The organism is Streptomyces sp. URMC 124, assembly GCF_051386455.1.
GTDB lineage: Bacteria > Actinomycetota > Actinomycetes > Streptomycetales > Streptomycetaceae > Streptomyces.
This window is the reverse complement of sequence record NZ_JBPQTS010000023.1, coordinates 1-14,584: the sequence shown is the minus strand read 5'-3', so window position 1 is coordinate 14,584 and position 14,584 is coordinate 1. Positions and strand designations below refer to the sequence as shown.

Below are 14,584 nucleotides of genomic sequence, written 5' to 3'. Positions count from 1 at the left end.
CGGGCACGGCTTGACAGTTGGCCAGGGCACGCGAATAGCCTCGGAGTTCGGCCGTGCTGAGGGGCGCGGCCGGATGATGCGTCCGTGCGCCCCCGTGCGTCCGCTGCGCGCGATGTGAAGGCACCTTCCCGTGTCCGATCCCGTATCCACGGAGCCTTCGCATGCCCCTGTCCGCGTCCGCACCCATCCGGCCCCTGCACCTGGCCGTGAGCATCGACCGCCCCGGCGTCCGGGACGCCGGGCCCTACGTCCGCGCCGCGCAACTCGCCGAGCGCGGCAGGCTCGACTTCGTCACCCTCGGCGACACCCTCGGCCCGCCGAGGCGCGGCGAGAGCCGCCTCGACGCGCTCGCCGTCCTCGCCCGCGTCGCGCCCGCCACCGAACGCATCGGCCTGGTCCCCACCGTCACCACCACCCGCACCGAACCGCTCCACCTCTCCACCGCCCTCTCGACCCTCGACTGGGTCAGCGGCGGCCGCGCCGGCTGGACCGTGGAGGTCTCCGGCACCGAGGCCGCGGCGCGCCACTTCGGCCGCCGTGCCGCTGCCCCCGCCGACCTGTGGCGCGAGGCCGCGGCCGTCGCCGACGCCGCCGCCGGACTCTGGGACGGCTGTGCGCCCCGGTCCCCGCAGGGCCGGCCGGTGACCGTCGTCGACGCCACCCGCCTGCTGCCCCGCGCGGCCGCCGCCCGCCACGCCGACGTCGCCTACGTCCGCACCGGCCCCGCGCCCGCCCCCGGAGCCGTCCGCGCCGCCCGCGACGACCTGCACGCCCGGTTGCGCGCCCTCGGCCGCGATCCCGGCCGGATCGTCGTCCTCGCCTCCCTGCCCGTGGCGCTGTACGCGGCCGCCGACGCCGTCGCCCTCGCCGAGCTGGCCGGCTCCTGGTGGGCCGACGGCGTGATCGACGGCTTCCACTTCCGGCCGCGGGACCCCGACCGGGACCTCGCCCTGCTGGTCGACGGGACCGTGCCCGTGCTCCAGCACCGCGGCCTGCTGCGCTCCTTCTATCCCGGCGGCACGCTCCGCGAGCACCTGTGCCTGCCGCGCCCCGCCCACCCCTACGCAGCCGAAAGGAGGCCCGCATGACCGCCCCCGGGGCACACCGGCCCCAGCAGATGCACCTGGCCGCCCACCTCCCCGGAGCCGGCGGCACGGACGGCTTCGCGGCCTTCCGCCGCCTCGCCGGCACCGCCGAACGCGGCCTCTTCGACTTCCTCCTCCTCGACGAGGACCCGCGGTTGCACGAGCACCGGGGCCGGAGCGGCGACTCGGCCGCCGGCGACCCGGACGCCGTCGTCCGTCCCGAGCCGGTCACCGTGCTCAGCGCCCTGGCCGCCGTCACGGAGCGGATCGGCCTCGCGGCCGGCCTCGGCACCACGTGCCGTCAGCCGTACACACTGGCGCGGCGCGTCGCCTCCCTCGACCACCTCAGCGGCGGGCGGGCCGCCTGGAACGCCGTCGCCTCCGGCGAAGGCGGCGGCCGCCCCGACCGGGCCGGGGCCCGCGCCCGCACCGCCGAGTTCGCCGCCACCGCGCGCGAGCTGTGGGACTCGTGGACGCCCGAGGGCGTGCCGCGCCCCTTCGCCCACCACGGGCGGCACTTCTCCCTCTCCGGCACCTTCGACGTGCCCCGCAGCCCGCAGGGCCGGCCGGTCGTCATCCGGGCCGGGGACTCCGAAGAGGACAGGGAGTTCGCGGCCTGCGCCGCCGACGTGATCCTCACCCGGCACGGCACGCGGGAGGCCGGGCGGGCCTTCCGCGCCGACGCCGGACGGCGGCTCTCCGCGTACGGCCGGCTCCCCGGCGACCTGAAGGTCATGCGGGGAGTGACACCGGTCCTCGGGGACACCGACGCCGAGGCCCGGGAGAGGGCGGCCGGGCTCCGCAGACCGCCGGTCCCGCCGCCCGCCGCCGTCCTCGCCGGCACCCCCGCGGCAGTGGCCGCCCGGCTGGAGGAGTGGGTCACCGCGGGGGCCGCCGACGGCTTCGTCCTCGTCCCCCACCCCGACGCCGGAGGGCTCGGCGAGTTCGTCGACCGTGTGGTGCCCCTGCTGCAGGAGCGTGGCGCGTTCCGTACGGAGTACACGGGCGCGACGCTGCGCGAACACCTCGGGCTGCCGCTGCCCGTATGGAAGAGTTGACGGACATGAGCACGGACACGGGCAACGACGCACGGCAGCAGTGGAAGACGTGGCACGAGGAGCGCACGGAGGCGGTCTCCGCACCGTACGGGCCGCTTGCGCTCACCGGGACCCACTGGCTCGCCGACGCCTCCGAGGGGCGATTTCCCGCCATCCCCGGGCACTGGGCCGAGGACGGCGACGCCGTGCTGCTGACCGCCACGGCCGCCGACGGGCTGACGGCGGACGGGCGCCCGCTGAACGGTGCGGTCCGGCTCGTCCCCGACAAGGGTGCGGCCGCCGCGGCCCGCGTCGACTACGGCGGACGCAAGCTCGTGGTGATGCGCCGCGAAGGGCTGTGGGCGGTGCGCGTCTTCGACCCCGGCTCGGCCGGGCGGCGGGCGTTCACCGCGATCGACGTCTTCCCGTACGACGAGGACTGGGTGCTCCCGGGGGTCTTCCGCCCCTTCGACAGCAGCCGCAGGGTGACGGTGGAGAACGCGGACGGGCGGGAGCGGGGACTCGGCCTGGACGGCGAACTGTCCTTCACCGCCGCCGGATCCGAGCTCGCGCTGCAGGTGGCCGTCGAGGTGGACGGCACGCTGTGGGCGGTCTTCGCCGACGGTACGAGCGGTGACACCAGCTACCGCTTCCGCTTCCTGCGCACGCCCGCGCCCGGCGTCGACGGACGGGTGACCGTCGACTTCAACGGCGCCCTCCTGCCGCCCTGCGCCTTCGCCGACCACTTCATCTGCCCGTTCCCGCCGCCGGGCAACACCTTGCCCGTCTCGGTCCCGGCGGGGGAGCGGCGCGTGCTGCTCGGCTAGCGATCCCTCGCGGAGCGCCCCGCGCCGTCCGAAAGATGCTCTTGCGGGTCTCGGCGCGGGGCCCGAATACTCCCGAACAGCGCTTGTCAGGGGCACGACGAAAGTGGAATCCCGCGTGCCCGTTCTGGCTGCGCCTCACCGACCCCACTCGGGAGGAAGAACGTGAGGATCAAGCGCACCACCCCCCGCACCGCGACCCGCATCGGCCTCGCCTCCGCCCTCGCCGCCGCGGCCGCCCTCGCCGGCACCGCCGCCCACGCCCAGAGCGGCGGCGCATCGGCCCCCGTCAGACACTCCGCCGCCCAGCTGTCCGCCGCTTCCGCCGCCGTCCAGGCGGCGGACGTCGCCGGCACCGCCTGGGCCGTCGACCAGGACACCGGCACGCTCGTCGTCACCGCCGACTCCACCGTCTCCGCCGCCGCCCTCGCCGGGATCAAGGAGAAGGCCGGCACCGCGGTGGAGGCCATACGCATCGAGCGCACCCCCGGCACGCTGCGCCCCTTCCTCCGCGGCGGCGACGCGATCTACGCCCCGAGCTGGCGGTGCTCGCTCGGGTTCAACGTGCGCAAGGGCAACACCGCCTACTTCCTCACCGCAGGCCACTGCACCGAGGGCAAGCCGCCCTACTACAGCAACTCCGCGCACACCACGAGCATCGGTCCCACCACGGGCACCAGCTTCCCCGGCAACGACTACGGCATCGTGCAGTACACCAACGGCTCCCTCCCGCACCCCAGCGAGGTCAACCTCTACAACGGCCGCACCCAGCGGATCACCGCCGCCGGCAACGCGACCGTCGGCCAGTCCGTGCAGCGCAGCGGCTCCACCACCGGCCTGCACGGCGGCAAGGTCACCGGCCTCAACGCCACCGTCAACTACGGCAACGGCCAGGTCGTCCGCGGACTCATCAAGACGAACGTCTGCGCAGAGCCCGGCGACAGCGGCGGCGCCCTCTTCGCAGGCTCCACCGCCCTCGGCCTCACCTCCGGAGGCAGCGGCAACTGCACGTCCGGCGGAACGACCTTCTTCCAGCCCGTCGGCCCGGCGCTCAAGGCGTACGGAGTGACCATCGGCTGAGGCCCGCCCCGCCGGTCCCGCCGCCCGCCGGCAGGACAGCCCCCGGCCACCGCACCCCGGCCGGGGGCTCGACCCTGCGCCCGATACGGGCATACCGTGGACATAACACCCGGGATGTACGGCAGGGGGCCTGCCATGGTCGAGGAACTGGTGGTGGCAGCGGTCGCCGCGGCGTCCGCCGGGGCGGTGTACGTCACGGCGGCGGCCCGCGTGGTCAAGCAGTACGAACGCGGTGTCGTGCTGCGGCTCGGGCGGCTCCTGCCCGAGATCCGCCCGCCCGGCTTCACCCTGGTCATTCCCGGCGTCGACCGGCTGCGCAAGGTGAACATGCAGATCGTCACGATGCCGGTGCCCGCGCAGGAAGGCATCACCCGCGACAACGTCACCGTGCGGGTCGACGCCGTCGTCTACTTCAAGGTGGTCAACCCCGCCGAGGCGGTCATCGCCGTCGAGGACTACCGCTTCGCCGTCTCGCAGATGGCCCAGACGTCGCTGCGCTCGATCATCGGCAAGAGCGACCTCGACGACCTGCTCTCCAACCGCGAGAAGCTGAACCAGGGCCTGGAGCTCATGCTCGACAGCCCCGCCATCGGCTGGGGCGTGCAGATCGACCGGGTCGAGATCAAGGACGTCTCGCTGCCGGAGACGATGAAGCGGTCCATGTCCCGGCAGGCGGAGGCCGAGCGCGAGCGGCGGGCGCGGGTGATCAACGCGGACGCGGAGCTGCTGGCGTCGAAGAAGCTCGCCGAGGCGGCGGCCACGATGGCCGACCAGCCGTCGGCGCTGCAGCTGCGGCTGCTGCAGACGGTGGTGGCGGTGGCGGCGGAGAAGAACTCCACCCTGGTCCTGCCGTTCCCGGTGGAGCTCCTGCGCTTCCTGGAGCGCTCGGCCCAGCAAGGGCTTGTGCCGCCGGATCCGCCGCGCCGGGCGTCGTCTCCGGCGCCGCCGCCACCGGAGGACGCGGCGGTGGAGGACGCGGCGGTCGAGCCGCCCCGGCCTCCGGAGGAACTCCCCCCGGGCCCGCCGAACCCTTGACGGGCGGCCGCCCCGGCGTCCCCCGCCGCCCACAGCGAACCCGAGGGGGTCACCGCCTGCGGGGCCCTGAGGCCCCGCCCTCTCTGTCCGCCGCGGCGGTGATCGGCCACGACGGTGGAGACCGGCGGTGCCGGAGGGCCCGAGGACGGCCCGGCACCGCCGGTCCGCGCCGTTCGGGGTCTCGCCGTTGCGGCGGGAGAAGGGGGGCGGTGCGGTGCGGTCCGCGGAGTTCGAGGTCTCGACCGCTGGGGTCGCTGTTCCGGTGGGCAACCCCGATGGCGTAACCCGGCGCCGCCGGGCCACCCCGGTGGGCTAAAACGGGGGCGCCGGATGTGCGCGGGGTGGTGGCGGGCAACTCCCCCCGCCCGCGCGCACATCCCCCGCTGGGCGCGCAAAGCGACACGCGCGCACGAGGAGTCCGCCTTGTGCGCGCCCTCCCCGGGTCCGGGATACTCGTTTGGTCGACTTGGCATGGACGCGCCCTCTGTAAAGCAGGAGGCGGCCCATGTCGTACCCCCTCCGGGCCCGCGGTGATCCCGTGGCGGCGCCCAACCCCCACTGGAGGTGCCGAGTTGAAGCGTAGATGGATCTCCGTCCGCGCGGCCCTGGCGGCCGTCGCCACGGCGGCCCTCGCGGCCGTGACCCTCGGCCCGCAGCAGGCCGATGCCTCGCCCGCCCCACCCCCCGCGCTCTCCGCGACCGACGCCGCGGCCGTCGCCCGTACGCTCCCCGCCGGGGCGGAGGACGCGATCGCGGGTTCGTACTACGACTCCGCTCTCGGCAGGCTCGTCGTCAACGTCACGGGCGGGAAGGCCGCCGGCCTGGTCCGCGCGGTGGGCGGGCAGCCGCGCGCCGTCCGCAACTCCCGGGCCGAGCTCGACGCGGCGAAGGCCACCCTCGACGCGGGCGAGGCGATCCCCGGCACCACCTGGGGGACGGACCCCTCCCTCAACCGGGTCGTCGTGACCGCCGACCCCACGGTTACCGGTGCGAAGCTGACGCGGCTGAAGGAGTCCGTCCGGTCCCTCGGGGACGCCGTGCTGGTGAAGAGGACGTCCGCGAAGCTCACCCGGTACATCGCGGGCGGCGATGCGGTCTTCGGCTCCCGCCACCGCTGTTCGCTGGGCTTCAACGTCAAGCGGGCCGGCAAGCCGGACGCTTTCGTCACGGCCGGGCACTGCGGCAAGGCCGAGGCCGCCTGGGCCGCCACCAACGGCGGCCCGGTGATCGCGAACACCGAGAACGCGGTCTTCCCCGTCCATGACTACGCCCTCGCGACGTACGCCGCCACCGGCGCTCCCGCACATCCGAGCGCCGTGAACCTCTACAACGGCTCGCAGCAGTCCATCACCGCCGCCCGTGACGCGGTCGCGGGCGAGACGGTCCGGCGCAGCGGGTCCACCACCGGCGTCAAGAGCGGCACCGTCAAGCGCACCGGCGTGACCGTCAACTACCCGGAGGGCCAGGTCACCGGCCTGACCGAGACCACCGCCTGCGCCGAGCCCGGCGACAGCGGCGGCTCCTACTTCTCCGGCACCGACGCCCTGGGAATCCTCTCCGGCGGCAGCGGGGACTGCACCAGGGGCGGAATGACGTACTTCCAGCCCGTGACGGCGGTCCTCGCGGCGTACAACGCGACTCTCGGCGGCTCCTGACCGGCCCGGCCCGCAGACGAGGGCGGCCCCCGGACACACCTCCACGGTGTCCGGGGGCCGCCTCGCGTTCAGCCGCTCTGCGGGGGGTTTCAGAACTCGAAGAGCGTGCCCTTGCCCGCCTTCGCCTCGCACGGGTTCGCGAAGGTGTGCTCGAAGCGCACCCGCTGGCCCTCCCACACGCCGTCGGCGGTGACGACGCTCGGGTTCCACTCCCTGGTGCAGGCCGTACCGGACTTGATGGTGGTGACCTTCTTGAGGTCACCGCCGGCCGCGCGGAGCGCCGCGCAGGCGCCCTTCGCGTCCGGGTGCGTGCCCGTCGCCTTGGGGAAGCAGGTCAGGGTCACCGCGCGGTCGACCGAGGCCTCGGCGGAGTTCGCACCGTGACCGACGGTCAGGACCAGGGCGGAGGAGGCGTAGAGACTCTGCGTCTGTGCTGCGGGGACAGGGGCGGGTGTGGCGCTCGCGGTCGTCGTTCCGGCGGCCAGGAGGCCGCCGCCCAGTGCGAGCGCGGCGCCCATCGCGATGCCCCCAGTGATGTACCGCATTCCGAACACTCCCTTGCTCGTGGCTGCAGATAACGGACGGAAGTCTTACCCAAGTTGAGCATGAACGCACATGGATCGAACACTTTCAGTCGCTGGTTGAAAACTGTCGGTAGTGGCCGAATCTCATGTGAGGCACGTCTCATACGAGACGGGAGGGAAGTGGTCCGGCTTTCATCTGTGCCCGATTGGGGCCAATTGCGGCGATTTAATGTTACAGGGACATTGACCAGGGAAGATTCCTTGTAATCCTTGATGAATTATCAAAACTGCCTTTAAAAAGATGGTTTGCGGCTACCTAATTCGTTGGATCTAATGATCCGCAACCCGGGGCGGGAGACCCCCGCAGACCGGCCGAAAAGAGGCCCGCCGTGTGACCAACCGGCGGCCGGAGCGATTCAGGAGCGCGGCAGCAAATGGCCGAAGTGCACTCAGGGGGACCCCTCGAAGCGCCCTCTCAGAGGTCCCTGAAGGCCCCCTCCCGCGGGCCCCTCGCCACCGCCTGCCGCGCCTTCCGCCGCGACCGCACGGGCATGGCCGCCCTCGCCACCGTGCTGTTCTGCGCCCTCCTCGCGGCGGCTGCGCCCCTGGTCACGGCCCTGTACGGGAAGAATCCCACCGAGCACTACGGCCAGCGCGACGCCGGACTGCTCAGCGCCGAGGGCCTGCCGGTCCTGCCCAACGGCGGCATCTCCGCCGACCACTGGTTCGGCATCGAACCCGGCCTCGGCCGCGACGTGCTCGCCCAGCTCCTGTACGGCATGCGCACCTCGCTGCTGGTGGCCCTCGCCTCCGTCGCCGTGATCGCCGTGGCCGGAGTCGTCCTCGGGGTGACCGTCGGCTATCTCAGCGGTCTCGCCGACCGGGCCTTCACTTTCGTATGCAATGTGCTGCTCGGTTTTCCGACACTTCTGCTTCTCCTCGCGCTCAGCCCGGTCATCCGGACGCGCTTCGTCGGCCCCGGTGAGAATGAGCCCGCCTGGATGCAGTTCACCTCCCTCATCCTGGTGTTCTCGGCCTTCGGCTGGGTGCCGCTCGCGATGGTCCTGCGCACGTCCGTACGGGCCCTGCGCGAGCGCGAGTTCGTCGAAGCGGCGCGGGCCGTCGGGGCGAGCCGCCGGCACATCGTGCTGCGCGAACTCCTGCCCAACGTCTGGGCCCCCGTGCTCGTGCACGTCACGCTCGCCGTCCCCGGCATCGTCACCGCCGAGGCCGCGCTGTCCTTCCTCGGCGTCGGCATCGACGAGCCGATCCCCGACTGGGGCCGCATGATCTCCCGCGGCTCCGAAGTCTTCTACGACGACCCGACCTACATGGTCTTCCCCGGCGTCGCGATCCTCGTCTTCGTCCTCGCGTTCAACCTGCTCGGGGACGCGGTTCGCGATGCGCTCGATCCGCGGATCGTGCGCTGAGCCTCACAGCCTGCTGGTCGCGCCCGCGCGGCGGAGCCGCAAACCGGCACAGCCCCGCGCCCCTGACGGGGCGTACCCACCCTGTCGATCAACGGAGTTCCCCCATGGTCCGAATCAGCCCGCGCACCGCAGCCCTTCCGGCGCTCGTCACCGCCGCCGCCCTGCTGATGTGCTCCTGCTCGGCCGGTGCCGGAGCGGAGGGCGGGGCCAAGGGGAAGGGCGAGGCCGCAGCCAAGAGCGGTCAGCGGCTCACCGCCACGCTCGGCACCGCCGAGGACAGCAAGGGCCCGGCCCCGGCGGTCGAGGGGGCCCGGACCGGCGGCACGATCCGCATCGCCAACGCCAACGACTACGGCCACCTCGACCCGCAGAAGATCTACGCGGGCGAGTCGTACAGCACGTCCCTGCTGTGGGGGCGGCAGCTGACCCAGTATCAGGTGGTGGGCGGCAAGCCCAGGCTCGTCGGCGACCTCGCCACCGACACCGGGCGGTCCTCCGACGGCGGCCGCACCTGGACGTACGAGCTCAAGGACGGGATCACCTGGGAGGACGGCGAGCCCATCACGTCCGAGCACGTCAAGTACGGCATCGAGCGGACCTTCGCCCCCGGCTTCGAACTGGGCCCCACCTACTGGCCCGAGTGGCTCACCGGCTCCGAGGACCGCACCGCCGCCGTCGGGAAGTACGCGGGCCCCGAGCACGGCGACCTCGACGCCATCGAGACGCCCGACGCCAAGACGATCGTCTTCCACTTCCCGCAGCCGCAGGCCGACGTGCCCTACATGGCCGCCCAGTCCTCCTCGTCCCCCGTCCGCAAGGACAAGGACACCGGCACCGGCTACGACACCCGCCCCTTCGCCACCGGCCCCTACCGGATCGCCGAGCACAAGCAGAACCAGAGCCTGACCCTGGAGCGCAACCCGCACTGGAAGCCGGAGACCGACCCCATCCGCCACCAGTACGCGGACCGCTTCGAGTTCACCTTCGGCAAGAAGATCCTCAACACCGCGCAGGAGGTCCTCAACGGGCGCGGCAGCGGACCGGACACCCTCTCCACCAAGAGCGAGGTGCCGCCGGAGCTCTACGCCGAGGCCCGCCGCGACCCGGGCAAGAAGGACCTCCTCGTCGCCGGCAGCCAGGGCGCCTACACCAGCGACCTCTACATCAAGAACAGCCGCGTCACCGACCCCGAGGTCCGCAAGGCCATCCACTACCTCTTCCCGCGCGAGCAGGCCCGCCAGGTCCTCGGCGGCCCCCGCCTCGGCGACTTCGCCACCACGCTCTCCTCGCCCGCCGTCGTCGGCTGGAAGAAGTACGACCTCTACCCCGTCGCGCCCGCCGGGAACGTCGAGAAGGCCAAGGAGCACCTGGCGAAGGCCAAGACCAAGGTCGACACGCTCACGTACGCGTACGAGAGCGACGCGCCCGAGAAGGACCGGCTCGCCCAGGTCCTCGTCGAGGCCTTCGCCAAGGCGGGCATCAAGCTCGTCACCAAGCCGCTGGAGAAGGCCGCCTTCACCAACGAGGTCTTCCGCGGGCCGGCCCCCTACGACCTGTGGCTGTCCACCAACTCCGTCGACTGGCCCACCCCGTCCACGCTGCTGCCCGACAGCTACCACAGCAAGCTCGACGCCCTCGCCAACTCCATCCGCTACAGCAACCCCGAGGTCGACAAGGAGCTGGAGCGCATCGCGACCATCGGCGACGCGCAGCAGAAGGCCGACGCCCTCATCACCCTCGAACAGACCGTCATGAAGGACGTCCCGGTCGTGCCGTTCCTCTACACCAGCGTCACCCAGTTCCGCGGGAAGAACGTCGGCGGAGCCGCCGTCCACCCCATCTACGGCTCCATCGCGGCCGCCGACCTGTACCTGAAGAAGCCCTGACCCCGGAAGCCCTGAACCGGAAGCCCTGACCCCGACATGACCGGCTACCTCCTGCGGCGGGTCCTGCAGGCCGCGGCGGTGCTCCTCGCGATCACCGCCGCCGCCTTCGGGCTCTTCTACGCCGCCCCCTCCGACCCCGCACTCATCGCCTGCGGCCCCAAGTGCGACACCGCACAGGTCGAGGCCGTCCGCCACAGCATGGGTCTGGACCAGCCCCTGACCACCCAGTACCTCGACTACCTGCGCGGCCTCGTCGCCGGCCGCACCATCAGCGACGTCGACGGCAGCCCCATCGACTGCGCCGCGCCCTGCCTCGGCTACTCCTACACCCTCCACCAGCCGGTCCTCGACGCCATCGGCGACCGCTTCCCCGTGACGCTGTCGCTGGCGGGCGGGGCGCTGGCGGTGATCGTCGTCCTCGGCATCGGGGCGGGCTTCGCCGCCGCGCTGCACCAGGGCACGGCCACCGACCGGCTGCTGTCCGGCTTCACCCTGGTCGGCGCGAGCGTCCAGATCTACTTCCTCGGCTACGCCCTGCAGTACCTGCTGGTCTACTCGACCGACCTGATGCCGCTGCCCGGCTACGTCCCCCTCGCCGAAGGGCCCGTCGCGTGGGCCGCCGGGCTGCTGCTGCCCTGGCTCGTCCTCGGCTTCGTCAACGCCGCCGTCTTCGCCCGCCTCGCGCGCTCCCAGACGCTGGAGACGATGCACGAGGGGTACGTGCGCACGGCCCGCGGCAAGGGGCTCACCGCGCTGCGGGCGCACGGGAAGTACACGGCGCGCGGCGCCGCCGGGCCCCTCGTCCAGCTGCTCGGACTGGAGGCCGGGGCGCTCTTCGGCGGCGCCTTCATCACCGAGACCGTCTTCGGGCTCGGCGGCGTCGGCAAACTCGCCGTCGACTCCGTCGTCCAGAACGACCTGCCGACGGTCGTCGGCACGGTGCTGCTCGCCGCCTTCTTCGTGGTGGTTTTCGTCGCCCTCGCCGACCTGGTGGTGGCCTGGCTCGACCCGAGGGTGAGGCTCGCATGACCCCGGCCCTGTCCGTACGCGACCTGACGGTCTCCTTCCGGGGGCGGGACGGCACGCGCGTCACGGCCGTCGACGGGCTCTCCTTCGACCTGGCACGCGGTGAAGTCCTGGGACTGGTGGGGGAGTCCGGCTCGGGCAAGTCCACGGTGGGGCTCGCCGCGATGGGACTGCACGACCCGGCCCGCACGCGGGTCGGCGGCAGCGTGCTGATCGGCGGCACGGAGGTGGTGGGCGCGCCCGAGTCCGCGGTGCGCGCCCTGCGCGGGTCGCGGATCGCCATGGTCTTCCAGGACGCGCTGGCCGCGCTGTCGCCCTTCCACACGGTCGGCGCGCAGCTGGCCGAGGCCTACCGCGTGCACGCGCCGGCGGGTGCGGGGCGGCGCGCCGACGCGAAGGAGAAGACGCTGACCGTGCTGGAGCGCGTCGGTATCCCGGCCGCCCGCGCCCGCGACTACCCGCACCAGTTCTCCGGCGGCATGCGGCAGCGCGTGATGATCGCCATGGCGCTGGTCAACAGCCCCGACGTGCTCATCGCCGACGAACCCACGACGGCGCTGGACGCGCGCGTCCAGCGGCAGGTCCTCGACCTCCTCGCGGAACTGCAGGAGGAAAGCGGCACGGCGGTGCTGCTCGTCACCCACGACGTGGGGGTGGTGGCGCAGACGTGCGACCGCATGCTCGTGATGCGGGGCGGGAGGGGGCTGGAGGAGGGCCCCACCCGCAAACTCCTGAACGACGCCGCACACCCGTACACCAAGGCACTGATCGGCGCGGCCCCGACCCTCCATACGCTGCCGGGCACGCGCTTGCCGACGGTCGAGGACCCGGCTCCGGCTCCGGCTCTGAAACGGCCTGCTGCCGCCGGGCCGGCCCCCGCCGCTCCCCTCGCCGAAGTCATCGATCTGCACGTGGAGTTCGGCGGGCGCCGGGGGCTTTGGGGAGGGCGCGGCGCCGTTCGGGCCGTGCGGGGGGTCGGTCTGCGTATCGGCTCCGGCGAGACGCTCGGCCTGGTCGGCGAGTCCGGGTCGGGGAAGTCGACCACGGCGAGGGTCCTCGCAGGCCTGCAGCGCCCCACCTCCGGGACCGTGCGGTTCGACGGCCGGGACATCTCCCGGGCCGCGGTCGACACCCGCCTGCGCCGCGAGCTCAGCCGCGACGTCCAGCTGGTCTTCCAGGACCCGTACGCCTCGCTCAACCCGCGCCGCACCGTCGAGGAGATCGTCACCACGCCGCTGCGGGTGCACACCGCCCTGGGCAGGGAGGAGCGCCGGGCCCGGGCGGCCGAACTGCTGGAGCAGGTGGGCCTGCGGACGGCCCATCTCGGCCGCTACCCGCACGAGTTCTCCGGCGGCCAGCGCCAGCGCATCGGCATCGCCCGCGCCCTGGCCCTGCGCCCCCGCCTGGTCATCGCCGACGAGCCGGTCTCGGCGCTGGACGTCTCCGTGCAGGCGCAGGTACTGAACCTCCTCATGGACCTCCGCGACGAACTGGGCCTGTCCCTGCTGTTCGTCTCGCACGACCTCGCCGTCGTCCGCCACTTCTGCGACCGGGTGGCGGTGATGCGGGCGGGGACCGTGGTGGAGAGCGGACCGCGGGACGAGGTGTTCGGCGATCCGAAGGCCCCCTACACGCGCGAGCTACTCGCGGCCACGATGTAGGGCGGTGCCCGCACCGCCGCTCGTGGAGGGGACGGGCGGTGGTGCGGGCCGCCGTGGGCGCAGCAGGTCGACGGGGACGCAGGTCACGTCGTCGGCGAGGAGGAGCGGCCGGTGCCCGCCGGGTTCGGGCGCGCCCGAACCGGCCGTGCCGCCGTGCCGGGCCCACGCCAGCCGGCCGTCCGCCCAGAGGGCGAGGGCGTGGAGGTAGGCGGATACCGCCGAGAGCGCGGCCGGAGGGAGCCCGGCCCGCGCCGCCTCTGCCGCGACGCCGTGGAGCACACCCCGGAACGCTTCCGCCTCCGCCTCCGCCGCTGCTTCCTTCTCCGCCTCCGTCTCTGCTTCTGTCTCCGCCTCCGCGCCGCCGCGTGCGAGCACCGCGGTAGCGGCGCCGGACACGGACCGGAACGACGCCAGCCCCCGTACGGGCGCCGGGAGTTCGCGCTCGCAGACGTACTCGACGAGATCGAGGGCGGACCCCGCGGCGAGGGCGTCCCACAGCCGCCGGTCGGCGAGTTCGCGGAAGCGGGCGGCGAAGCGCTCGCGCCATGCCGGCGACATCGCCGGGGCCGTCATCCGCCACACGTCGGCGAGGGCCCGCTGCAGCGCCGTACGAGCCGGCGGGGTGGGCCCGCCGTCCGGGGGCAGGAAGTCGGGCAGCGCACCGAACCCGAACGCGTACTCCTCGCCGCGAGGGTGGCGGCACCGGTCGTCCAGCGCGTGGAACCAGACGATCCACGCCGCCGTCCGCTGCAGCCGCGGGCACGTGGCCTGCGGAGCCACCCGCGCCGCGAGGTCGACGCAGCGCGCCCTGCGGAAGCGCCGCTGCGCGGAGAAGGACTGGATGAGCCCGGTGCGCCGCACCCACCGGTCGGTGAACGCGGCGGCTTCGTCGAGGTGCGGGCTGACCCGCTCAGGCTCGGGGAGATCGGTGACCGGCGGCCGGTAACGGGGCACGGGGGACACGACGTTCCTCAAGGACGAGGGATGGGAAGTCACAGCGTCCACCCCGGCACCGCACCGGATCCATGGCCCGTCCCCGGTTCGCCAGCGGCTCATCAGTGCACGACCGGGCGTGCGCGGCGGCTAGTGCGCCGTCGCCCCGGCGGGAGCCCGGGGGCGCCCGCCCTGCTGTGTCGTCCGAGAAGGCGCGTTCACTCTTCGGAGTTCTTTTCCCGCCGTTTGAGCCCCGCGCACACCATCGTCACCACCGCCCCCGCCACCGCCCACGCCGACAGCACCAGCAACGGGCCCGTCAGGCCGTTGCCGCGGAAGTAGGCGAGGGAGCGGGCGGACCAGGTGCCGGCGCCCGGGGGGAGGGCGGGGCCGATGGCGTTCCAGAAG

Annotated in this window: 12 protein-coding genes and 1 pseudogene; 10 read left to right on the top strand and 3 right to left on the bottom strand. The window is 73.3% G+C overall.

Annotated features, from left to right (window positions below):
* Positions 1-161: 161 nt before the first annotated feature.
* From ACSNOG_RS07160 to ACSNOG_RS07135, 6 genes are all read left to right on the top strand, one after another.
* A complete protein-coding gene (locus tag ACSNOG_RS07160) occupies positions 162-1,088 on the top strand; it encodes an LLM class flavin-dependent oxidoreductase (protein WP_436751698.1) in 927 nt (308 codons plus the stop codon).
* Positions 1,085-2,143 (top strand): LLM class flavin-dependent oxidoreductase, encoded by a 1,059-nt coding sequence (locus ACSNOG_RS07155; RefSeq protein WP_436751697.1) that lies wholly within the window; start codon positions 1,085-1,087, stop codon positions 2,141-2,143. The genes ACSNOG_RS07160 and ACSNOG_RS07155 overlap by 4 nt, the downstream gene beginning before the upstream one ends.
* A gap of 5 nt (positions 2,144-2,148) precedes the next feature.
* Complete coding sequence (locus ACSNOG_RS07150) at positions 2,149-2,949, top strand: DUF1684 domain-containing protein (RefSeq protein ID WP_436751696.1); 801 nt, start codon at positions 2,149-2,151, stop codon at positions 2,947-2,949.
* Positions 2,950-3,111: 162 nt separating this feature from the next.
* Entirely contained in the window at positions 3,112-4,026 is a 915-nt protein-coding gene (locus tag ACSNOG_RS07145) for a S1 family peptidase (protein WP_436751695.1), read from the top strand.
* Positions 4,027-4,161: 135 nt separating this feature from the next.
* Positions 4,162-5,061 (top strand): slipin family protein, encoded by a 900-nt coding sequence (locus ACSNOG_RS07140; RefSeq protein ID WP_436751694.1) that lies wholly within the window; start codon positions 4,162-4,164, stop codon positions 5,059-5,061.
* Between the two features lie 572 nt (positions 5,062-5,633).
* Complete coding sequence (locus ACSNOG_RS07135) at positions 5,634-6,716, top strand: S1 family peptidase (protein ID WP_436751693.1); 1,083 nt, start codon at positions 5,634-5,636, stop codon at positions 6,714-6,716.
* An 89-nt stretch (positions 6,717-6,805) separates the two neighbouring features.
* Here ACSNOG_RS07135 and ACSNOG_RS07130 read toward each other — a convergent pair whose 3' ends face one another.
* The gene (locus ACSNOG_RS07130; protein ID WP_436751692.1) at positions 6,806-7,261 is read right to left on the bottom strand and encodes a subtilase-type protease inhibitor; all 456 of its coding nucleotides are present in this window, start codon (positions 7,259-7,261) and stop codon (positions 6,806-6,808) included.
* A gap of 413 nt (positions 7,262-7,674) precedes the next feature.
* Here ACSNOG_RS07130 and ACSNOG_RS07125 point away from each other — a divergent pair, with 413 nt between their 5' ends.
* The 4 genes from ACSNOG_RS07125 (at position 7,675) to ACSNOG_RS07110 (ending at position 13,243) form a co-directional block, all read left to right on the top strand.
* Positions 7,675-8,670: an ABC transporter permease gene (locus tag ACSNOG_RS07125; protein ID WP_436751691.1), complete on the top strand. Its 996-nt coding sequence runs from the start codon at positions 7,675-7,677 to the stop codon at positions 8,668-8,670.
* Between the two features lie 104 nt (positions 8,671-8,774).
* Positions 8,775-10,556 (top strand): ABC transporter substrate-binding protein, encoded by a 1,782-nt coding sequence (locus ACSNOG_RS07120; protein ID WP_436751690.1) that lies wholly within the window; start codon positions 8,775-8,777, stop codon positions 10,554-10,556.
* 36 nt (positions 10,557-10,592) lie between these two features.
* Positions 10,593-11,585, top strand: a complete 993-nt coding sequence (locus ACSNOG_RS07115) for an ABC transporter permease (RefSeq protein ID WP_436751689.1) — start codon at positions 10,593-10,595, stop codon at positions 11,583-11,585.
* Positions 11,582-13,243, top strand: a complete 1,662-nt coding sequence (locus tag ACSNOG_RS07110; RefSeq protein WP_436751688.1) for a dipeptide ABC transporter ATP-binding protein — start codon at positions 11,582-11,584, stop codon at positions 13,241-13,243. The genes ACSNOG_RS07115 and ACSNOG_RS07110 overlap by 4 nt, the downstream gene beginning before the upstream one ends.
* Here the strand turns inward: ACSNOG_RS07110 and ACSNOG_RS07105 are convergent.
* Both ACSNOG_RS07105 and ACSNOG_RS07100 read right to left on the bottom strand, forming a co-directional pair.
* Positions 13,223-14,206, bottom strand: coding sequence for a terpene synthase family protein (locus tag ACSNOG_RS07105; protein ID WP_436751687.1), 984 nt, complete (start codon positions 14,204-14,206; stop codon positions 13,223-13,225). The genes ACSNOG_RS07110 and ACSNOG_RS07105 overlap by 21 nt on opposite strands.
* Positions 14,207-14,394: 188 nt before the next feature.
* Positions 14,395-14,584: pseudogene (locus ACSNOG_RS07100) on the bottom strand (DUF3533 domain-containing protein); the annotation flags it as partial.